The organism is Faecalitalea cylindroides ATCC 27803, assembly GCF_000469305.1.
GTDB classification, from domain to species: Bacteria; Bacillota_I; Bacilli_A; order Erysipelotrichales; family Erysipelotrichaceae; genus Faecalitalea; species Faecalitalea cylindroides.
Genome location: NZ_KI270975.1, coordinates 23173 through 45633 on the forward strand (window position 1 = coordinate 23173; position 22461 = coordinate 45633).

General features: G+C 27.0%; 24 protein-coding genes. 6 read left to right on the top strand and 18 right to left on the bottom strand.

Going from position 1 to position 22461, the window contains the following annotated elements; translation table 11 throughout:
* Positions 1–34 precede the first annotated feature (34 nt).
* Together HMPREF0367_RS02035 and HMPREF0367_RS02040 are read left to right on the top strand one after the other, a co-directional pair.
* Positions 35–1213: a hypothetical protein gene (locus HMPREF0367_RS02035; protein ID WP_035400665.1), complete on the top strand. Its 1179-nt coding sequence runs from the start codon at positions 35–37 to the stop codon at positions 1211–1213.
* Positions 1214–1216: 3 nt separating this feature from the next.
* Positions 1217–1822 (top strand): sugar O-acetyltransferase, encoded by a 606-nt coding sequence (locus HMPREF0367_RS02040; protein WP_035400666.1) that lies wholly within the window; start codon positions 1217–1219, stop codon positions 1820–1822.
* Here HMPREF0367_RS02040 and HMPREF0367_RS02045 read toward each other — a convergent pair.
* The 7 genes from HMPREF0367_RS02045 to HMPREF0367_RS02070 form a co-directional block, all read right to left on the bottom strand.
* Positions 1816–4428, bottom strand: coding sequence for a hypothetical protein (locus HMPREF0367_RS02045; RefSeq protein ID WP_035400668.1), 2613 nt, complete (start codon positions 4426–4428; stop codon positions 1816–1818). The two genes, HMPREF0367_RS02040 and HMPREF0367_RS02045, sit on opposite strands and share 7 nt — an antisense overlap.
* 511 nt (positions 4429–4939) lie before the next feature.
* Positions 4940–5242 (bottom strand): hypothetical protein, encoded by a 303-nt coding sequence (locus HMPREF0367_RS02050; protein ID WP_035400675.1) that lies wholly within the window; start codon positions 5240–5242, stop codon positions 4940–4942.
* 205 nt (positions 5243–5447) lie between these two features.
* Positions 5448–5579, bottom strand: a complete 132-nt coding sequence (locus HMPREF0367_RS10795) for a hypothetical protein (RefSeq protein ID WP_262359494.1) — start codon at positions 5577–5579, stop codon at positions 5448–5450.
* A 202-nt stretch (positions 5580–5781) separates the two neighbouring features.
* Positions 5782–6978 carry a LytTR family transcriptional regulator DNA-binding domain-containing protein gene (locus tag HMPREF0367_RS02055; RefSeq protein WP_262359495.1) on the bottom strand — a complete coding sequence of 399 codons (1197 nt, stop codon included), beginning with the start codon at positions 6976–6978 and terminating at the stop codon, positions 5782–5784.
* Positions 6979–7011: 33 nt separating this feature from the next.
* On the bottom strand, positions 7012–7923 hold the full coding sequence (locus HMPREF0367_RS02060) for a tyrosine-type recombinase/integrase (RefSeq protein WP_035400677.1): 912 nt from the start codon (positions 7921–7923) through the stop codon (positions 7012–7014).
* Between the two features lie 226 nt (positions 7924–8149).
* Positions 8150–8491, bottom strand: coding sequence for a YolD-like family protein (locus tag HMPREF0367_RS02065; RefSeq protein WP_051335132.1), 342 nt, complete (start codon positions 8489–8491; stop codon positions 8150–8152).
* On the bottom strand, positions 8488–9744 hold the full coding sequence (locus tag HMPREF0367_RS02070) for a Y-family DNA polymerase (protein WP_035400678.1): 1257 nt from the start codon (positions 9742–9744) through the stop codon (positions 8488–8490). The genes HMPREF0367_RS02065 and HMPREF0367_RS02070 overlap by 4 nt, the downstream gene beginning before the upstream one ends.
* Positions 9745–9869: 125 nt before the next feature.
* On the opposite strand from HMPREF0367_RS02070, the gene HMPREF0367_RS02075 reads away from it, so the two are divergent.
* Positions 9870–10457, top strand: coding sequence for a LexA family protein (locus HMPREF0367_RS02075; protein ID WP_035400680.1), 588 nt, complete (start codon positions 9870–9872; stop codon positions 10455–10457).
* 96 nt (positions 10458–10553) lie between these two features.
* Here HMPREF0367_RS02075 and HMPREF0367_RS02080 read toward each other — a convergent pair whose 3' ends face one another.
* The 3 genes from HMPREF0367_RS02080 to HMPREF0367_RS02090 all read right to left on the bottom strand — a co-directional run bounded on the left by HMPREF0367_RS02080 (position 10554) and on the right by HMPREF0367_RS02090 (position 12786).
* Positions 10554–10748: a hypothetical protein gene (locus tag HMPREF0367_RS02080; protein ID WP_035400684.1), complete on the bottom strand. Its 195-nt coding sequence runs from the start codon at positions 10746–10748 to the stop codon at positions 10554–10556.
* A gap of 433 nt (positions 10749–11181) precedes the next feature.
* On the bottom strand, positions 11182–11481 hold the full coding sequence (locus HMPREF0367_RS02085) for a hypothetical protein (RefSeq protein ID WP_035400693.1): 300 nt from the start codon (positions 11479–11481) through the stop codon (positions 11182–11184).
* 717 nt (positions 11482–12198) lie between these two features.
* Positions 12199–12786, bottom strand: coding sequence for a hypothetical protein (locus HMPREF0367_RS02090; protein ID WP_035400695.1), 588 nt, complete (start codon positions 12784–12786; stop codon positions 12199–12201).
* A gap of 226 nt (positions 12787–13012) precedes the next feature.
* Here HMPREF0367_RS02090 and HMPREF0367_RS02095 point away from each other — a divergent pair, with 226 nt between their 5' ends.
* The 3 genes from HMPREF0367_RS02095 to HMPREF0367_RS02105 are packed head-to-tail and all read left to right on the top strand — an operon-like array spanning position 13013 to position 14735.
* The gene (locus tag HMPREF0367_RS02095; RefSeq protein ID WP_035400696.1) at positions 13013–13387 is read left to right on the top strand and encodes a BlaI/MecI/CopY family transcriptional regulator; all 375 of its coding nucleotides are present in this window, start codon (positions 13013–13015) and stop codon (positions 13385–13387) included.
* Between the two features lie 2 nt (positions 13388–13389).
* Positions 13390–14496 (top strand): M56 family metallopeptidase, encoded by a 1107-nt coding sequence (locus HMPREF0367_RS02100; RefSeq protein ID WP_035400697.1) that lies wholly within the window; start codon positions 13390–13392, stop codon positions 14494–14496.
* 17 nt (positions 14497–14513) lie between these two features.
* A complete protein-coding gene (locus tag HMPREF0367_RS02105) occupies positions 14514–14735 on the top strand; it encodes a hypothetical protein (RefSeq protein WP_035400698.1) in 222 nt (73 codons plus the stop codon).
* Between the two features lie 190 nt (positions 14736–14925).
* Here HMPREF0367_RS02105 and HMPREF0367_RS02110 read toward each other — a convergent pair whose 3' ends face one another.
* The 8 genes from HMPREF0367_RS02110 to HMPREF0367_RS02145 form a co-directional block, all read right to left on the bottom strand.
* A complete protein-coding gene (locus tag HMPREF0367_RS02110) occupies positions 14926–15609 on the bottom strand; it encodes a hypothetical protein (protein WP_035400699.1) in 684 nt (227 codons plus the stop codon).
* Positions 15610–16240: 631 nt separating this feature from the next.
* The gene (locus tag HMPREF0367_RS02115; protein WP_035400701.1) at positions 16241–16450 is read right to left on the bottom strand and encodes a helix-turn-helix domain-containing protein; all 210 of its coding nucleotides are present in this window, start codon (positions 16448–16450) and stop codon (positions 16241–16243) included.
* 8 nt (positions 16451–16458) lie between these two features.
* Positions 16459–16920: a hypothetical protein gene (locus tag HMPREF0367_RS02120; RefSeq protein WP_035400702.1), complete on the bottom strand. Its 462-nt coding sequence runs from the start codon at positions 16918–16920 to the stop codon at positions 16459–16461.
* Between the two features lie 611 nt (positions 16921–17531).
* On the bottom strand, positions 17532–17891 hold the full coding sequence (locus HMPREF0367_RS02125) for a hypothetical protein (RefSeq protein WP_035400703.1): 360 nt from the start codon (positions 17889–17891) through the stop codon (positions 17532–17534).
* Positions 17892–17987: 96 nt separating this feature from the next.
* On the bottom strand, positions 17988–18311 hold the full coding sequence (locus tag HMPREF0367_RS02130) for a hypothetical protein (RefSeq protein WP_035400704.1): 324 nt from the start codon (positions 18309–18311) through the stop codon (positions 17988–17990).
* A 38-nt stretch (positions 18312–18349) separates the two neighbouring features.
* The gene (locus HMPREF0367_RS02135; RefSeq protein WP_035400705.1) at positions 18350–19570 is read right to left on the bottom strand and encodes an HlyD family secretion protein; all 1221 of its coding nucleotides are present in this window, start codon (positions 19568–19570) and stop codon (positions 18350–18352) included.
* Between the two features lies 1 nt (position 19571).
* Positions 19572–19991 carry a hypothetical protein gene (locus HMPREF0367_RS02140; protein ID WP_035400706.1) on the bottom strand — a complete coding sequence of 140 codons (420 nt, stop codon included), beginning with the start codon at positions 19989–19991 and terminating at the stop codon, positions 19572–19574.
* Positions 19992–19999: 8 nt separating this feature from the next.
* A complete protein-coding gene (locus HMPREF0367_RS02145; RefSeq protein WP_035400710.1) occupies positions 20000–22102 on the bottom strand; it encodes a peptidase domain-containing ABC transporter in 2103 nt (700 codons plus the stop codon).
* Positions 22103–22461 lie beyond the last annotated feature (359 nt).

Consider the following 22461-nt stretch of genomic DNA (forward strand, 5'->3'; position numbering starts at 1 on the left):
GATAATTTGAAGTTATCCATATATAGGAGGAATTATGACAAAACAATTAATATTAAATCCTGTTGAAAATATGCCGGAGTTATTAATAGATAAAGATTACTCAAAACTCCGTGGCTTATATATATCTGACAAAATCAAAAATGATAAAATTATCAAAGAATCTATTATAGGCTTTTCAGGAAGACAAAATTATAATAATGAAATTCAAAATATTTATAAGCAATGGAACAAAACAATGAAGTCAACATATTTTTCTATGAGATTATTATCAGGACTACATGCACATGTCACTTTGTTTATGGGCTTAGGAAAAATAGGTGATACTGTTATGGTTTTACCTGTTTCAGCAGGTGGTCATTATGCAACTCCTAAAATACTTTCAAGATTAGGGTATCATGTTATCGAAGCTATTCCAGATAATCAAAACTATCAAATCAACATAGAAGATACGGCTTCTCTAATAAATAAGAAAAGACCTGAAATCATTTTTATTGATCGAAGCGAAGGGCTATATTATGAAGATTTTTCAGAACTATTGAATAAAATTAAATATAAGTGCATTCGTATTTTCGATGCTTCTCAATATTTAACAAATATAATAGAAAAAAATTTTAAAAATCCCTTTGATATGGGATTTGATGTAATTTTATCCACGTTACACAAAAATTTCCCTGGCCCACAACAAGCTTTGGTTTGCTCTAATAACAGTGTTATTTGGGAAAAAATACAAAATGCATTATCTGATTATGTTTCCAATATTCATGCTGAAAATATTTTTATTGCTAATCAAATTTTAAAAAAACAAAAGATTTTAAATATATATTCTAAATTAATGTTGGAAAACAGCATTTATTTAGAAGAAGAATTGTATAAGAGAAAAATACCAGTTGTAATTCGTGATAATTCAAAGCAAAACACGCATCATCTTTGGATTCAATTTAATAATAACGACACGGCATTTGCTTTTTATAAAAAAATGGAATATTGTAATTTTTTAGTTAATTATAGAAAATTACCTTACGAATTAGGTATGGGAATTAGAATGGGAACATCTGCCGCAACTTTGCAAGGTATAAATAGTTATAACTTAGAAAAACTTGCTGATTTAATAGCTCAAATATATTATGTCGACAGTGTTAATGAAACATTGTTAAACAAAACACAAAAATATATTAACGAATTAGTCCCATTATCTGCAAATGTGAGGAATTAAATTATGAGCCAAAAAGAAAGAATGCTAACCAATAAGCTCTATTTGGCTGATTCCGAAGAGTTATTAATCGAGCGAAAACATGCTAATGAATTAATGTTTAAATTTAACAATTGTAATCCAAACGATGAAACCAGGAAGAAAAGTCTACTAAAAAAATTGATTCCTAATATAGGGGAAAACTATCGTATCAAGCAGCCTTTTTTTTGTGATTATGGTTATAATATAAACATTGGAGATGATTTTTTTGCTAACTACAATTGTACAATATTAGACGTTGCCAGTGTAACAATTGGTAACAATGTAAAACTTGCACCAAATGTATCTATTTTAACAGCAGCACATCCAATTGACCCAATAATTAGAAACACTAATTATGAGTTTGGTATCAATATCAACATAGGCAATAACGTATGGATTGGAGGCAATACGGTTATTCTTCCAGGAGTAACAATAGGCAATAACTGTGTGATTGGAGCCGGAAGTGTTGTTACTAAAAATATTCCTTCTGATGCAATTGCTGTTGGAAATCCTTGTAGAGTTATTCGCTTCTTGCAAGAAAAAGATAAAAAATTCTATTTTAAAGATAAAGAGATTGATTTAAACTATTGAGTTACTAATGGATAAAATTTAAAGATTTTTCTTAAATCATTAAAGCTCAAAGAATTATTTCTCTCCGAAATATACTGTAAAATTACTAATTCCCTTTTATAACCATTAGTTTCGGCTGTTTCGATCAAAGCCTTGATATCTATTTGTTTTAATTTTTGAATAAAATATTGGAATAAAGATTCTAATAATTCTACTCTAAAAATTTCATATTTATTATTATATGTCATTTCGATCAGTCTATCTTTAATTTGAATAAAATCTTTTTTTATATTCTCTTCTAATGCTTCATTTTTTTCAAAACTATCATCAACTATATTTTGAGGATCGAAAAGTTTTACTAGATTTATTTTAATTCTTAACAAAATTGCATATATTTTATATTCAATGACTTTTTCGTTGGTTGCGAAATTACTGTATTCTTCAACAAAAGCCTCATACTCATTATATGATTTAATCTTATCTAACCCAAGCTTAATAGAAAACATATGGTATTTCACAAATATATACGTTTTATCTGCTATATTATACAAATTATTGCAGACATTTAACAAGATTTCTGTTGAAAAATTGATTACATCATCAGTATCATAAAATGAATTAACATTCTTGTCTGAAAAATAAGGAAATAAAATATTATCAAAAACTGAGTCTTGCATATATTTCTTTCTAAAAACAATATCATAGAGTATGCAATACCCTAGAAATAAGCCAATTGCAAATTTTTGATAATAGTTCTCAAATTCACTAAGATTATTTTTTAAAAAATATTTGAGAGGCATCATATCATCACATACTGAAATAAGAGAATTGTATTCACTATTTCCGGATAAATAATAAATCCTAAAATAATCAAAATAAATTCTTCTCATTAAATGACATGCATCATACAAATTATAAGATATTAAATCTTCTATCTGTTTTGATGTTTTATTAACTAATTCCTCCATCTTTTTAAGTTGAAATATTCCTTGATGCATATCCATATGAATTGTCCAGTATTCATCTAATATACATAAGTAGGTACTCGTAAATTCAATTTTAAAATCTTTCTTTTTCTTTATATAACTATGATCAATTTGTAATAATCTATAAAAAATATCATTATTTGAATTAATATCACATCTTAAATATAATTTCTTCGCTTTGTTAAGTCGCCCTGTTCGGTCGCAAAGTATGCCCAATTCTTTACAGTATTCATTCTGAATATTACTTCGAAAACATATTAAAAGTTCTAATTTTTTTAATAATTCTTTAAAATTTACATTGATAGCAATTGTGTTGAATAGTTGATGAGATTCTTCCTTATAATTTTCGCTAATAATACCATAAAAGAAACTTAATTGTTTATTATTTTTTTGATTATAATATTCATATAATTTATCAGAAATTCTTTTTACAGAAAGAGAATACTGTTCATTATTTGACAATTTTAAAAAATAATAATCTGCAATATTTTCATTTAAATAATAATAATTCTCTGAATTTGGACTTTTTGTTATGACCCCTGATTTTAATAATCTAATAATCAGTTTTTTTAAATTTTTTTGTTTTTTTCCATTAACTAGTTTTTTTAAAAGATTATAATCAAAACTACCTGTAAATAGGGATGCTAAAACAATAATTAAGAAAGTTTCATCAAACTCGTTATCTTCACCACGGCCAAAATTAAACAACAAATTTTGTAATTTAGAATCACTATTTGAAATAGACATTACATGATAGTTAATAATTCTATTCATTTTTCTATCATTACTATAATGACCCTTAAGAGGCAAATTATTATTGACAATCAAGGAGTTCATGATTATATGTTGATCATCATCGACAAGATTAGAAAAAATATGTTTAATTTTTAAGGAGTCACCTATATCATCTTCTAATGTACGCATTAAAACTATAATTCCAAAATCTTTATTCTCTTTCACAATAGGTATAAATGTAGAATAAAAATCGATATACGACATTTTTTGTAGATTATCAAATATTAATAGACAGTTACTGTAATAATTATTTACGTGCTTGGAATAAATATTTTGTATATTATTATCATCTCTAGCCAAATCAAAATAATAAATTCTGTTTGAAAGTGCATTGAATAACTCTTCATAATTATTTATTTCTATTAAATCTCTAAAGAAGTGTAAAATCATTGAAGTTTTACCACTAAAAGATTCTCCCTCAATCCAAATGCATTTTCTTTCGACAGATTTTTTTACAAGGTTATTAACAAGAATTTCTAATACTTCATCCTGTGTTGTTTGGTGAATTCGATTATATGAATAAAACCTATTAATAAAATTATAAGAATCTGTTTGCTTTAGTAAATATGAATACAAGTGTGTTTTTATAAAATATTTAAATTTGACTATATGGTGTCTATTAAATAAAAAACTCAGTGCAACAGAACAAAAGAAGATTAACAATTGAGAAAATATATCTTGAATAAACGTAGCTTGTTTCATTATAAAAGACAAATGTTTAAATAAGTCAAAATAATAATAGAAAAAAGAGAGTACAATAAAAATCGTCAAAAATAGAAAAATATTTATTTTGTCAATAACAAACTCAATAATTTTGTTAAAATAAGCAACTTTATTTTTTAGCATAATTTATAATCTCATAATCTACATCTGATAACTTCAAATTATCATACACAAAAATTATACGCTTAACGAGTAACTATGCGCAATAATTAGTGCTGATAATTCGAAAAAAATACTCTTCTGGTGACCTAATCTAATTAAAGTCCAAGAAATTTTTTATAATTTTTATATTGTATTAAACCCTTAAATAAATATTATTAAACTTTTGATTAACTTAGATTATCATTTGATTCGATAGATCGTTTTATACAACTTTAAAAATAATTTACTCTTGGTTTAAGTAAACTTTTAGAATTAAACTAACTGAAAAGAGCATTAAATGTATTCCAAGAATATGAGATTCATAGAACATACAATAAAATGTATGGAATACAAGAATTATAGATTATTGTAAAAACTTCTTGCTCGTAAAAATCTCATTATATAAAGAACTGATTTAGGTTAATAGTATATTTTTACTTTTCAACATTTATTGATTTCTGAGTAACCCTTTTAAAGTATAAATTAAAAAATACTAATCATCTAATGCTGCTTCCAGAATAGAATAAATAAATGCTAATTTATATTGTCTTCCTGTTAAAATGTTAAATATACGTGTACCAAAATTTATGCTCAGATTTATTTCATCAACCCCTGAGTTCACATCACTATTAATGTATCTTAGTTTAAATAATACATATTGTATTTCCTCTTTATCATATTTTTTTGCCGTTTCCAGCGCATCTCTATACACTTTCAATGTTATATTGTCTTTGTTGTTTTGATATTGATTTGATAAATCATTATACAGGTTACTATCTAATGTTAACGGAGCCATAATGAACTCTCCTTTCTAAAATTATACGTTGAATTATTTAATATCTAATTTGTAACATTTCACCAAAAAGGATCCTGTAGTACAAATTCATTTTTAAGCTTTTATGCTCGTATTTGATATTTGTTTACAGGGTCCATTTAAACAGGTTTCCTAGAACTGTTTTAATATTAAGAAATTTAAATTTCTTTCTCTTACCTTTAAGATATTAACTTGACACAATTAAAAACCAAGATCCGGCAAATACAGCAGGACTTTCAAGATCTTCCAATTCATCAAGATCTGTTAGATCCTCTAAATATGAATCCAAAACTTTTGATTCTTTTTTATAATCTTCCATCTTTCTGTTTCTCCTTTCTCTTTTTTGTACAAAATTTTATAACCAAAAGAATAATTTAGGCCTAATTCTTTTTGATCCAAAAGTCATAAAATATATAGAATATAAATATAACAATCGATAATACATAAAACAATTTATGCCACTTTGACTTAGATAAATTCCTATACTTATATTTTCTTAAAATGCCATAATAAAGAATGTTTTATCCATCTGTTTCCAAAAAAGGGATTGGAATAAGATTAAATATAATAAATCCTAACGTAGGCATACATTCTTGCAAGTAATTTAATCTCCATAAAATCATACAACTAATAATGTTGAAAAGAACACCTGAATAAAACACAATGATTTTCTCATAATTTGGTAACATATATGCTTCGCTTGTATCACATACGATTGATGGAAAAATCCATTTAAATTTAAATTTGTAATTTGCTACTTTTTTGCCAAATAGGAGCAATGCAGTGCTATGGCCAAATTCATGAATAATTACGTTTAAAATTAATATCAAAACAGAAATAATTGTTCCATTAAAGCTGAAACTAAAAGCTTGGTTTAGCATAATAATTAATATAGGAACAGATAATACAATTATAGTAAAAATTAAAGTATCTTTTATGTTCCATTTAACTTCTTTTAAAGAAACGCCACTAAATTTATTTTGAACAAATTTATATGATTTTTGATAATATTTATTTGATAGCGCATCTTTAATCTGTTTTCTTTTTAATTTCGAAATAGGTATAATAATGTCTTTCTCTAAAATCAAATCATTTGAATGGATATTCTGAATATAATCTACATTGACTAAAAAAGCTTTATGCGGACTTATAAAATGGTACTTTTTAAACTTATCTTCTAATTTATAGATGGTGTCATAAAACTGATAAATATGTCCGTTATTTGTGCAAAGGTTTATTTTACGTTCACTATATTCGAAATAGACAATGTCATTTACTCTGAGTTTTACTAAGCCTTGATTTGTTTGAAAATGTTCATATTGAACATTTTGCTTTTTTTTCAACAGCATTGTCATATCATCTAAAGTTCTAAATAGTGTAGTTTTCTTTAATGGCTTATCTAAATAATCAAATACATGCAATCTATAAGCTACATTTTTATATTTAGGGAATCCAGAGACTATTATTATATAGGTATCTAAATCGTAATTACGAATCATTGTAGCAATTTCAATTCCGTTTAAATCAATCATTTCAATATCCAGAAAAATACAGTCATATTTATCTTTAGATTTAATAAATTCTTCTCCAGAATAAAAAATGGATAGTTTCACGTTATTCTTTCCATAGTATTCATAAATGTAAGATTCTATTTTCATGCAAAATACATTATCATCATCACATATTGCAATTTTATACTGGCCTTTCAAATAAAACACCTACTTTTTTATTATTTTACCACATTCAGTTGATCAGCTCACAAAATGTTTTCTTGGATTATGCTCTAGCATTATTTCTTTTTGCTTAGCAGAAGTAACATAAGTATAAATTTGAGTCACAGATATAGAACTATGGCCCAATATTTTTTGTATGTATCTGATATCAACATCATCTTCTAATAACATTGTTGCAAAAGTATGTCTAAATTTATGAGGAGTAAGTCTTATTGGTAACTCTAACTGTTTTCCAATATTAAATAAAAAGTATCTAATAGATTGCTCAGATAACCTTTGACCTTCTTTATTAATAAAAAAATACTCTGTACTTTTTAACTCTTCTTTATAGAGAGTGACATATCTATTTAAAATGTTAATAACTGGTTCAATATTAATATATAGATTCCTTTCTTTTGAACCTTTCCCATTGATTTTTAAAGTTCCTGTATTCAAATTAATATTTATTTGTTCTATATAGCTTAATTCAGATATGCGTATGCCCGTTGCCAATAAAAGTTCAATAATTGCTGTGTTTCGTACATTTTGTTTTAATTGATATTCTGTTTTTGCGTTATTGATTAGATTGTACTGATAGGAAATGACTTTCTGGATCAAATCAGGTGAAATTGTTTTGGGCAAAATAAAAGGCTCTTTCATTTTTGACCTGATTTTTCTAAAGGGTGATACATCAATATAACCTTCATATTCCAAATATGAATAAAAAGCTTTAACACTCGCTATTTTCCTTTTTATTGTTTTTGGTTTTTCATATTCATTATTAAGATAATAAATATAATCGCTAATCTTATCTGGATTCGTTAAATTATCATCTACATATTTTGAAAATTGATCTAAATCTATTCGATATGCTTTTATAGTCTTCTCATTTAATCTTTTTCGCAAAATACAGTCTTTAAAATATTTTTCAATCAGCTTTTCTTTGTTCATATAATTTCCTCCATTTATAAATAAAAAAATTATGATGGACTATTTTGTGAAAAGCAAATATATTTGTATAAAAGAGAATAAAACAAAAAAAATCGTGATTAATTCGAACAGTTTATATTAGTTGATTGTCTATTATTTTTTTGGAGGTTAGATGAATAAATTCTATTTTTAGTTCTTTTCTTCATTTGATAATCTCTCATTCTTGATAAATTACAGATTTTTCGCATCAAAAATTATAGTAGGTTACATTTTCTAATAAATCATTTTCAATATCCACAATATTCTTAAGTAGTATTTTTGTTTTTATAATTTGTATATATCGTTCTTCTAATCGTATTTTTGATACTACTCCTGTTTTTTTTATGTAGTCTCCATTATCAAAGTATATTACAGTTATAATCATTCCTTTTTCTATCTGATGGATCTTTTTATCTAACATTTCCAAATCGTCTTCAGACAGGATCCGTTTAGGAACTACGATTCGTTCCTCTTCTTTTAATAGTTCCCGAAATCCTTTCAAAGCATCAAAAGAGCTGAATATATGCGCCCTCTGTATTTTATCCATCATGCCTTGTGTCCTCCAATTGTTGTATTCCGATACTTCGCGGTCGCCTTAGGTAAGAAATTCATGCCTTTAAGAGCTGCATTTTTTCCGTATTTATTTCGGATCTTTACCAATGTTTGCTGCATTTTTTTCTCTTTTTCCAACAGTTCCTGATCAGTAAATAAGTCATACTGCTCGTAAATTTCATCACGAACATTTCCAAAAGATATGCCAATATGCCGGATAGGATATCGTGGATCAACAATTTTCTTATAAAGAAGTTTAAACTCTTCTAATAGTATTTTATAAGAGTTGGTCCGATTTGTAATCTTCCTGGATCCTCGGCTTGGTTTACGAACATCTTTAGAATAACCGATAAATAAACTGATGTGATCGGATACCAAATGTTTTTCCGTAAGTACAAGAACATTGGAATCTACCATCTCTTTTAGAATCAGGAAAGCATCTTTATAGCTATAATCTTCAAATAAGATCTGACTATTCGATATAGAATTTGCCTTAGGCTGATAAGATTTTATGTCTTTTATTTCAACTGGCTCTCTACCCCATGCATGATCGATTAATATCTCTGCATTGATTCCAAACTCCTTATAGAGGATCCATTCTGGAAATTGAGTCAGGTCATATAAATCAAAAATACCTAGTTTGGCTAAGTGTCTTGCAGTACCAGGTCCAATCATCCAAAAATCTGTCAAAGGTGTATGATTCCATAATTTTTGACGAAAGAGTTCTTCATCTAAATAACCCATATTGTCTAACGTGTGTTTCGCTGTGATATCCAGAGCTACTTTTGTTAAGAATAGATTTGTACCAATTCCAACCGTCGCAGTAATCCCGGTTTCATCGAATATATCATCAAGAATCCTTCTTGCCAATTGTTTAGGGGTTACTCCATAAAGATCCAGATAAGGCGTTGCATCTAAAAAAGACTCATCAATCGAATAGACATGAATATCCTCAGGTGCAATATGCCTTAAAAAGATAGAATATATTTTTGCAGAATACTCCATGTAGAGATGCATTCTAGGTCGAGCGATAATATATTCAATTCCTTTTGGAATCTCATAAATACGTCCACGACTGGGAACGCCTAATTTTTTTATGGCTGGTGTAGCAGCCAAAGTTATGGCTCCTCCCCCACGATCTGGATCGGCTACGACAAGATTGATTTCAAAAGGATCCAATCCTCTTTCTACACATTCAACCGATGCATAGAAACTTTTTAAATCAATGCAAAGATAAACTTTATCAGACATAATGATCACCTCGTGGCTGTATCTTACGCTTCTATCCGTCTATTTTTCAACAGAGTTATGAGACTATTTTTGATAAATATCTTGAAACATTCTCAGAACATGCTATTTTTATTATGGTGATAACTATGATATTTAAGCGATTATTAGTTCAGTATGAAATTGAACATGAACTAAGTCATGAAGAAATGGCCGAATTATGCGGTGTCTCCAGAGCGACTTATTTTCGCTGGTTAGCAGGAAGTACAAAATTAAGAACCAGAACGAAGCAAAATGTAGGTAAAGTATTGGGAATAAACAATATTGACGAAGTATTAGAAGAAAGTGAAAATTACAAGCCTATTTTAGGAACCACACGTGCTGGATATGATATGTATGCAGAACAAGATATTCAAGGATATGTGAAAGTCACACACGAAGACGCAGTCAATGGTGATTATTTCTTACGAGTTGAAGGAGATTCTATGGAAGGATCTCATATCTATGAAGGCGATTTAATCTATGTCCAGCAATGCAACACGGTTGCGTCCGGCACAATTTCTGTTGTACTAATTGGAGAAGAAGCAACCGTAAAAAAAGTCATTTTCAAAAATGACTTAATAATCTTAGAAGCGAGCAATCCTAAATATGCTTCTCGATATTTCACGCCTAAAGAAGTGGAATCGATACCAGTTAGAATTTTAGGAAAAGTTAAATTCGTTCGTACTGATTTTTAAAATAATGAAATTAAAGAACGTTTTATAAAACAATGTAATTCTTTTGCTAGAACATATAAATTCACTTTTTTTTGAAATATGAAAAATAGGAGACTTTTATAACCAAAAATGAATTCCATCTAAGTCTGCACGACCTGATACTGCCAGCACTTCTTTTTCTTCGTAATTAGACAAATCTATTTCTGACAGTTTCCCTTCTATCATAATTGGGGCCTTATAACCTCCATATCCTGTATGAATTACCACATATGTATTTGTAAATTGTATATTTATATATTCTTTTAATATCATGTCTAATGCTCCCTTCTGATAAATATTTATTGGTACATTTTATTTTTTCATATTTTTATTTATATTTTATTTGTTTTTGAAAATGAGGCACGTATATAATCTTATTTTCTTTATAAAACATCACTATCCAAAGATACTATAGTTTTATCATTTTTTAGGAACTGAGTTAAGACTTTTGTTATTTAATTTTAAAACAATTATAAAAAACAATTTTATCTTTATTATATTCATTCTCATAAACTGTATTTGAATGATAGCGTCACAAAAATCACTCCTTCTATTGGAATTATTTGTTTGTTCTAAAACGATTTCCCCATCAGCATCTTTAGCAATTTTTTATTTCTATATATTCAATTGATTATAATTCTATTTATTTAATTTTTTATGTAGAAATGATTTGATATTAATTGAAATTAAATAGATTATCCAAAGCTTAAGATATTAATTCAATTTTTGTAATACTCATTAAAAAAAAACGAATAAACATATCAAAGCAAATATTAATGTGATCGATATTGAATATTGATTTTGCTCTATCCAACAAAACGATATCAATAAAAGCTAAAGCGCCAAATGTACAAATATCACTATTATTTCTTGTTTCTCTACCATTATTTGTAATGAAATCATAAAACCTGCATAATGGTGATAAATAAAATAAAAGTTGTAGAATCATGATAAAGTCAAAAATTTTTCCATCGCCAAATACTTCTTTATCATTCCATACCACCATTTTAAAAAGTGTGTTCCACTCAAAATATTGTTTTCCGTTCCTTTTTCCTCATCATGAAATCTTCGGACCAAAATAGGACGGATTACCATTTTTCTTTGATACCTACTGCAATTGAATCCACATTTGATTAAAATTTGTTTGTTAGAGTAATTCGCAAAAATTCATTTTATTTTTTTTGGATTTTTGATAATGGTATATCTATCAACTCTTCATCATGTCTGTTGTCAATTAAATCTCTTAAACTCATAATGTACCATCTCTTTGAAAACACTCACCTTACACTTTTTACATATCATGAACTGAAATGAACTATCAAATAGCAAGTGATAGCGATTCCCCGTTAATCAAAAACTTAAAAAAGGAGTAAAAACTCCTTTTTTAAGATGAATTCACAAGTTATCAACCTTAATCCAACATATACTCTTGTCCATTTCCAATAATAGAAAATAAATCTATAAACTTACTTGTTATTTTTTCAGATGATTTGAAATTATTTTTAACAATAAATAAATTACTATTATTGAATTTATACAAAAAGGAACGATCAAACCTCTTCTATATAAAGTATCAAATATCAGTGTTCTCCCACCTTCACCAATTGTAGGAAAAGGGGTTAGTGCAATGCCAATAAAAATTAATATATATATAATATAACAAAATAATAATTCTTTAATAAAATCTTTCATATTATCTGCTAAATATCATTGTAAAAGTAATTTATCGATAAGTAACATCTATATATGAATTTAATACATTATATGAAATATAATTATATTGATCATAAACACCACTATTATCAGAATAGAAACGAACCATTTTCTTTACTAAAAAATCACCACTTAAAGATAATCTACTATACCTAGAACTATCTGCTGGTATTGTAGTAGATACACCTTCTGTTCTTGATAGAGAAAGATTAAAATTAATACCTCCATAAGAAGCACCTATAGTCCCAGAAACAGTCATTCCTGCATTAAGAGTATACACTGATGCTGTGGTCCATGATGGTGTAAACCAATGGTAACAAATCCATTTATGATACCATGTTGTTCTAGATAGTTCATGCTCTGTCACAGCACGAGTAGTAACATCAGAAGTGTTTTCCTGTAATTTGATATCCTCTAAATATGATTCATAATCATCCTTTGTTGGGAAAACCCATACTTCTGTTTCATTAACTGGAACAGAAATATAACTTTCTGTAGTTTCTTCCATTGCATATGTCGGCATTATAGACATACATATAACCAAAAAACTTGTTAAAATCCCATAAAAAATTTTCTTTAAATTAATAGCTGTATTCATTATTATCCTCCTCTCTAACTCAGTTATCAATTATTAATATGTTTAACTACATTTCCATGTTTTTTACCTCCTCCTATTTGTGAATTACATCTCATCTTTAATTTCATTATATTTGATATTAATATAAATATCAATATCAAATATTATTATTTATATTAAACAAAAAAATTAATGTTTAAAATAAATATTATTGATGTATAATTAAATTATAGAAAGGATGACTAACATGAAAATAAAGGTTCTTTCAACCAGAGAAATTCAAATCATGAATATTCTATGGAGTAGTGATAAACCCCTGTCCGCTAATCAGATAGCAGAAGTCTGTGACGATATGAGTGTATTTTCTGTTCAACAGGTTCTTCAAAGACTACTAAAAAACGAAATTATAAAAGTTGCAGAAATAGGATATTCAAACACAGTCCTTACAAGATTCTATGTCTCAGTATTAACTCAGGCTGAGTATGTTCAGTTTTTATTAGGGGATAGTAATTTGAATTTATATAAAATAACATCATTTTTTATTGAAAATAACACCGATAAAAATACGCTTCAAGATTTGAAAAAACAAATTGTTGAAAGACAAAAAAAGTTAGGTGAATAAAAATGAGATTATCCATTTCTTCCGTTTTTATAACCTTAATTATGGTCGTAATTATGGAAATATTCCTTTACTTTCTTCTCAAGCAAAAAAAAAGATTTCTGATCTTTAGAGCTGATTTTATCATTTTATTAGGAATTATCATTCTTTTTCGTTTACTCTTTCCTTTGGAATTACCATTCACTCATAGCATTTATTTAGGTTCGGTAATGAACCCAATCCAATCTTTCTTTAACTTTGAATTTGCTCCAGGAGTGAATATGTTGGAATTGTTTTGTAGTATTTGGGTTGTTGGCATCTGCTTTTTTGGTTTTATATATTTTCGAAAAATTCACAATTCTAAGAAAGTAATATCCATAATCAGTCAAACTGTACAGAAAAATAAAGTTTCTTCCTTTATTGAAATTGAAACTAAATATGACTACCCAGTATGGATTACTGATCTAGTTTCTATTCCTATGGTTCTAGGCTTAAATGAAATAATTCTTATACCCAGGAAAAATTTTTCACAAAGCCAAATAGAAGTTATACTTCGACATGAAATTCAGCATGTCAAAAATCACGATATTTACATAAAACAGTTTTTAAATATTCTTATGATCATCTATTGGTGGTTTTTACCAATATATTGGCTCAATAACAATTTGAATCTTGCATTAGAAATCAGGGCTGACGCAAAAGCAACAAACGGATTTAGTAAAAAGGATATTTTAAATTATGCATATACTCTTGTTGATTTAGAAGATAGGATTGATGATATAACTTTTATAGATAAATCCTTGTCTACTTCTGCTAATTTTTTATTGCAAGAAAATTCATGTACTCTATCATATAGAATCAACTATTTAACCAAATCTAACTTTAAGAAGAAATCTAATGCTATTCTCTTAGCATTTCTTGTGGTACTTCCGTTTATATCAAATACAATTATTTTAGAACCTTGGCACGATTATCCCAATCAAATGGATAATACTTTTTCTGATAATGATTTAATAGAAAATGGATATTTAGTTAAAAATAGTGATGGAACATATACTTTATTTTATAACGGAAATCAATCAGTTATAAAGGATCCATCCGTATACCTTGACATGGGAATGGAAATAAAATAAAAAGGAGGTGATTTCCAATGAAACAAAAAATTATATTATCTGTCATGCTAACCATGATTCTAATTCCTATTTTAGGTATAAGTAATCCTGTTTATGCACAGACTACAGACCCATCATCTATCGAACGTGCAGATGATATACGCTATCGTTATAAATTTGAGAATGGAGAATTATGGCGTAGATTATACAATTACTCTAAAGGTGAATGGGTTGGTAATTGGGAATTAGTTCCTGATTAAAAAGCACTTGATTACTTAAACTAAAGCAAAACAACAACATAGAGGTGGAAAAACCACCTCTATTTTTATAAACAAAAAGTATGAATAAATTTAACAGAGCCATAGTTTTAAAGATTTTTTCTAGTTCTATCATTAGAATGATCTACTAAATTCGTCTTACCAAAAAATATCACAACTCATAATTATTTTTTTATAAATTAGGAGAAATTTTTGAACAATATGCATTAAACACTTTTTGTAAAAAATCATCAGGGCATACTATAGTTTCAGAAATTACAGGGTAGTTATATTTTTCTGATAAATTCTTAGATATTAAATCATCTGGAATATTCTCTCTATAAATACCATTTACATCTTTTTTTAGTTTTTTAATCGTTTCAACGACTTCTGTATTAGCCGAACCATTAGCATCAATCATCAAAACATCTGCTTCTGAACTTAAATGTTTTAAATAAGTATTAGGGGAATAATTACTGGAACCTATTAATACAGCTTGAACTATACTATCCTTTATAAAAAAAATCATTTTTCTATGATCTGACTTTTTTGAAAAGAAAAATGTATGCACATGATATTTTTCTTTCATCAACACTGTCTTAGTCTTTTCATAACTATATCCCTTATACTTCCCTACTAAATTGATAGTAATTTCACTCTTATTTAACCCAACAAAACTTTCCGTAATTAAATCTTGAACTTTATTTTCACATTTTCCCCAACAAGCTCCTGATATATATACTTCATTAATACCCTTAGCAACAACTAAATATTGATTAATAATTTGAGCTAGATTCCCGACAGTTTTTTTTAAGAACATATATTTTTTTGAGTTAAAGTAATCCTCTTTATCTAAATAGAATGTATAAATTGCCATATACTCTCCTGATAGAATGTTTATTGTATTCCTAGATTTCTTATAAATTATGATTTAATATTAGATATTATACACCTTTCACAAATATTTGAAATATTGCTTTTTAATAATATCTAATAATCGTCGTTACTCACTCCATTTGCTAAGATATTTTTTATCTAACCTTGCCGTTTTTTTGATTATTGGAATATATGCAACATCTTCAAACACGTTCAACTTATCAATATGGTTATTTAATAAAAGTCAACCGCCCATTTGCTCCCTGTTATTAGGATGGTTTCTGATACATTTTCTAGTTATCAAAAAAAAAACATAAATTATTTTTCCTAGATGTATACTTCCTATTTTAAAATTTACTCTTCCAAGATCAACTTATATAAATACTCTTTCAATAATCAATAATCCTTTCTGAAATTTACTTTCTATCTGTTACATTTGTTATATCGTGTATGAGTTTAGCTTATTTCTGCTAAAAAGTTAATAACAGTTTCTCAACACAAATTAGGCATTAAAATGACCCAGATTGTAAATACAAAACTGGATCTTAGATATGTTATTAAAATTGATTTAGATTAAATGAAAAAGGAACGATTCATTGAATAACGATAGACACTTGAATTCTATTTTTCATTCAATTAGAGTTTTTATATTCTAATATATCTCCAGGCTGACATTCTAATTCTTTACATATTGCATTTAGTGTAGAAAAACGAATTGCTTTTACTTTTCCATTTTTTAAGTTGGATAAATTTACTACAGATACTCCCACTCTGTCGGATAATTCATTTAAACTCATCTTTCGATCAGCCATAACACGATCTAACCTAATAATTATTGACATAAAACCTCCTAAACTGTCTCTTCTTCAACTTCAAACTGATATTTTATACCTCTTTCTATAATTAAGTTTAATGATACAACAAGAGCACCTGCACATAAATAACCGAAATCAAACAATTGAAAATCACCGATTATAAATACAACTGTATCAAATGGTAAATAATCTTTAAGATGAGGAATAATAATTGAGATAACAAGCATTGTTATTCCTGCAAATTTTGTACTTAAAAACAAAAATCGAGAAAAAACTTTATTACTTTTGAGCATCAATATCAAATTTAATAAAATCAAAGTTAATCCAAATATGTTTACATACACATTTATTAATGCTGGAATTTCTTTTTCAAGTTCAGTATCCAACAATTGTGGAACCAACATCATTAAATAGGTAATTAAAGAAAGTGCAACCAGAAAAATAGATAACAACAAACTCTTTTGTAGCTTATTTAACATTTTGTAAGACGTTTTCATAAGTCCTCCTCTCAATTACAAATCGCCATAAAGAAAATTAAACAAATAATAATTCATATCTAGATATAAATAAATAAGGAAGTAATATCTACTACTTCTAATTAAAGATTATCACGAATTTATCGTTTGTCAATATTTATATATCGTTTATCATTATATTATTAATTTTTTTCGATAATTTATGTAAACTTATTCTATTCTAATTCTATTTTAAGATCTTTAAGCACTAAAATATATCATTAAAAATAGTTACTTTTTTATCTTAATGTAGATTTTTCTCCATTGAAAAAAACGAGAATTCAAATTTCTCGTTTTTTTTAAATGAAACATTCAAAACTCTTATTGCCAATCACTCTGAACTAACTGGTTTGATTATATTTTTTCGTTTAGGCAAAAACGTATTCACTCGTTCAATTGGATAAACAACAAGAGAAGACCAGTTTAAGAACTAATTGAATCGACAAGGAACAAACTTTTACACATAAATTTTAATACTAGCTTACTAAATTCTCATATTCTCCATAAATAACTTTAATATATTTTTAAAGTAAAAAAACAAAAAAATGTGCAAATTCCATTATTAATATATGAATATGCACATCAGATATTTATTATTTGAGAGCTTTTTTTCTAATCATATATAGAGAAATGATTGCTAGCAGAGATGAAATTAAAAACAATATTAATTTCATATTTGAGTCAACAAATTCAAATATTGTACTCAACTGAATGATACCTGCTATATCCATGATAAGCTTCACGTCTTTCATTGAACAATAAGTATCTGAGTCTTGATTTTTATAAGAAATCCATTCAAGATACAAAGAAAAGCAAAACATCATGAGAGTTATTGAAAGCAAATAAATTATAATAAGCATATCATCCTTGTTACTTTTAATAATAAGTACACCGATTAGATTTGTTATCAGAATTGCAATCCCTCTTAAAATTTTTGAAGTAAATTTTTTCATTTTATATACCCTTCTATTAGTAACTTTTAAGTATAATTTGCAAAAGCAAACGAAAGACTCCATCCTAGTCTTTCATTCTAATAAATTAAATACGAATTAATTGCCTATCCATACTGGATAATAATTCCAATATCCTACAGCACCTTGATAACTATGTGGAGGGTAAATGTTGCTACTACCTCCTGGAACAAAGGTCGCTTTCATTTGATACCGTCCGTTTGCACTTTTCCAAGAATTCGCATAACCAATTAATGTCGATGCGTTTCCCGCAATTGTCGAAATAGTGACCCAATTACAAACAACAAAATTTACGACTTTGTAAGTAGCCAAAATAACTCCAACAGCAGAACCTCCAGAATACCTTTTTTCCTCATCTAAACCAATTTCTTTGTAATTTCTTGGCATAACTAAAGTTGACATAATTTTCTCCTTTCTTTTTTATTTAATAAGCTGGATGGTCACTTATTAATGGATGTGATTAATTCAATAAACCAAACAAAATACGTTTCCTCATCGTATATGAACTCAACCGATACAGGAAGAGAAAGTTGAACTGTTGTTCCATTATTCTCTAACTTATCTAAATCGGTTTTATCAATAGTAACCAATACTCTATAATAAGGTTTTATAATCCCTTGATTTTCTTTGTTGACTATGTCATCACTTATAGAACGGATTTTTCCTCTCAAAGTACCAAATTGTGAACTATTTACCCCTGTTATTCTAATATTGCAAAAACCATCTTTAGGTATCTTTGTTCTATCACTAACATCAACAAAACACTCTATCTCATAATTTTTATTTTTTGGAGTAATAGAAGCTATCGTTTGTCCAGAATTAATAAATGTCCCTTTTTTTACATCTATCAAATAGTGAAGAATACCGTCGTGATTGGCGGTTATCTTTAATGCATCTAAACCATTTTGTTCTTGAGATATACTATATTCAATTTCCAAAAGTTTAGATTTAACTTCCTTCTTTTCATTTTCTGCTTCAATCAACATTTGAGATGAAACCTGATCCAATTGACTAGTATATGTTCTAATGTTTCCTTCTATAGATAGTATTTCTTCTTCCAATTGTTGAATTTCAATTTGTTTAGCATCTATTTGTTCTTCATTTAATTCGATATCATTAATAATTTCGTTGTTTATTTCATTTATCTTACTTAATCTTTTCTCCTTAATTTGGTTTTGAAGATTTATATTGTTATAAGTTTCATTTGTTAAGTTGATAAAGTAATTAATTTTTTCATTATATACTCTTGAATGTATCTCGGGACTTAATAAATTCGCACCTTGTTTCACTGATTGAACGAATAAATCAATCGACTGAAGTGTATTTTCTAATTCTTCCTTATTCTTGTTCAATGTGTCTATTTTATTATGCAAAGCACCATCATCTAAGCTTAAAATATTGTCCTCGTTTTGAACACTGTCTTTCTCAGCATAATATATTTCATTTACTTTACCAGATACATTACTGGTGATATAAACAGTATCTGGAGAAATGATGGTTCCATTTGCTTTAACAATATGTGTCTTTGTGAAAACTAGAGATAGTAAGACAAATATAACAAGCACTATTAGTAGCGAGGCAATAAATACTATCACATAATTAGGTGTACGTTTATTGAGAATTTTTGTTGATATTCCTAACTTTTTTTTATATATTTTCATATCATTTGCACTCTTTATAAATTTTTATGTGAAGAAAATCTTGAATATTGTTCTGAATCAATAAATATGTATTATTGCTCAATTTAATGTCATTTTTCTTTGCATACAAATTGATCTTCAAAATTGCGTCCGCTATGTTTTCAATCTTTCCAACATAATCAAGCGTTAGACAACTGTATAGCAAAACATCTTTTTTCTTGAAAGTGTTAAACCTTTCTAAATCAAAAACTTGAACCATTAATTTCTTTATAGAATTTTTACTATCATCCACTTCAATAAGTGTATGACCTACACAATCTATTCCAGAATTTAAGACATTGTTCAAAAACGAAAATATTGTATTCAAATCTTCGTTACCCTCATATGATTCGTATATTAAATTTTTTAATCTTAATTCAGTTACAACCTTTACTTCATCCATATATTGCCCTATCCCTTCTTAACACTATCTTCTTCTATTTCAAATATTAACCCATCTTTAATTCGTAAAATCCTATTACATATTTTTATCGTGCTCTTTCTATGAGAAACGATAATTACAGTTTTATCACTTAAATAATCTTTGACAATAGACCTAAAATGATCTTCATTATATTCATCCAAGTTAGAGGTAGACTCATCAAAAATATAAATGTCTCCTCCATATATTAACGATCTTGCAATTGCCACTCTCTGCTTTTCACCAATTGACAAATTACTCCCATTTTCATTTATATAAGTTTCATAACGATTAGGCCACTTATTAGCAAAATCAGATACACCTACTAAATTGCAAATATTTATCATTTTTAAATAATCTACTTTATTATTAAATAATGTCAGATTATCATACAATGTACCTGAAAAAATACTTAAATTTTGAGATATATATCTTATATTGTCTCTCAATTCTTTTAAATTAATATCTTTGACATTAACTCCATTTATCAAAATTTCACCTTGTTTAGGTTCTATAAATCTTAACAACATTTTTACCAACGTAGATTTTCCAGAACCACTATTTCCAATTAACGCTACTTTGTCACCTTTATGAATAGTGAAGCTAGCATTTTCTATAAGTTTCTCTGATTCTTCATACCTGAAACTTACATTTCTAAACTCTATTTTTTCAAATGTTTTAAAAGAAAGATGGCAACTATCATTGTGTTCAGCAGGAATATTAGTAAATTCATTTATCCTTTTAATAGCAATTTTTGCTTCTTGCAAGGTAATTTGTAAGGTTGCTAGACTTTGTGTAGGTTGTAAAAATAAATTACTTAATGTTTGAAAATACAAGAGATCTCCAACTGATAATCTACTTTCAATAATTAAATATGCGCCAATGGCATATAATATAATAGAAAAAATACTATTAATATTAGTCATGAAAAATTGTTGCATATTTTGTAGATATCCTTGATGATAAGATTCGTTTACTAAATCAAAACTTTTCTTTTCTAAGTTATGTATGACTTTAGTTTCAAAATTGTATGATTTAATTGTCTCAACATTGTGTAGCATTTGTATTAATTGAGAATTTAATTGACTATTGAAATTCATTAATCGAATATTATTTTTCTTATACGGCCCTTTAAAAGCGAAAAACAGAATTAAACTACATATCATCTGAATAATAATAATTAAATATAGAGTAAGACTTATATTGATCAATAAAATCGATGAAAAAAATGAAAGTAAAATATCAAGTAATAATGTTAGAGTCAAATTAGACGTAACCATTTTTATTGTTTCAACATCTTGATATCTTGTTAAAATGTCTCCTATATTCTTTTTGTTGTGAAAATGTATTGGTAGTTTCATTATATGTTCAAAGTAACCTAAAGTTATAGGTATAGTCATTTTGCAATTTAGCAAAAGAATCAAATACTCTCTAAAACTACTTAAACTACTTTGAATAATAGCTATTAGTATAAAAAACAAAGTATAGTAGAATAGCTTTTCCTTCATACCATATGGAATCACTTCATCCATAATTATTTTTGAAAAAATCCCACTAATCAAGCCCAAAAACGTCAACACTATTGATAAACTAATAATTACTATCGTTACCTTTTTATGTGGAAAGATAAGTTCTTTAACGTAAGAAAAAATTGAATCGTGCTTTATATTATTTGGTTTAAAAGACTCACTAGGTACGGCTAAAATCAATATATTTGTGAATATCTTCAAAAAATCATCAATAGTTTTCTTAATTTTACCTTTAGCTGGATCCATATACCAAATAGTAGTTTTATTTTTTTTAAATACAACCACATAATGGTTCATATTATTTTCATTTTTAATCAACGCTATAGCTGGAAGAGAAAATTCGTCTGAAACAGAATTAGGATTTATTCTCACCGCTTTTGCTTCAAAATTATTTTGGTTAAATAATGATAAAATACCATTTACAGATAGTTCTTTACTCGAATATTGAGAATAGTCTATTAAATCAGTATACTCAACCTTTTGCCTATAATAATTCAATATCATCGCTACAGAAACATACCCGCAATCATACTCATTTATCTGTTTTATATATTTTAGTCTCATATTTCTCCTTTAAAGCAATTAAATAATTGCAGAATTAAAAAGCAAATTCAAGATATATAGAACATCAGGCTTCTAAATAGAACATCAGGTAAAGTTGTAATAATGAAAAAGAAGAATTTTCGTAATATCTTGAAATCTCATGCATATCCTATAATCCATTTTTAAAGGAATTAAGCTACATATTTTTATGAAAAAAATCACTTTAAATGATAAAAATTGACCAAAACAACATTGCACTCGTCATCATAGACCATAAATGTTAGTAAAAAAAAACGGATGCCTCATGTTTAAATGAGAGTGGCATCCATAAAAATCAGAATAATTTTGACATTTGATATGTTCTAAATCTTAAACTATTA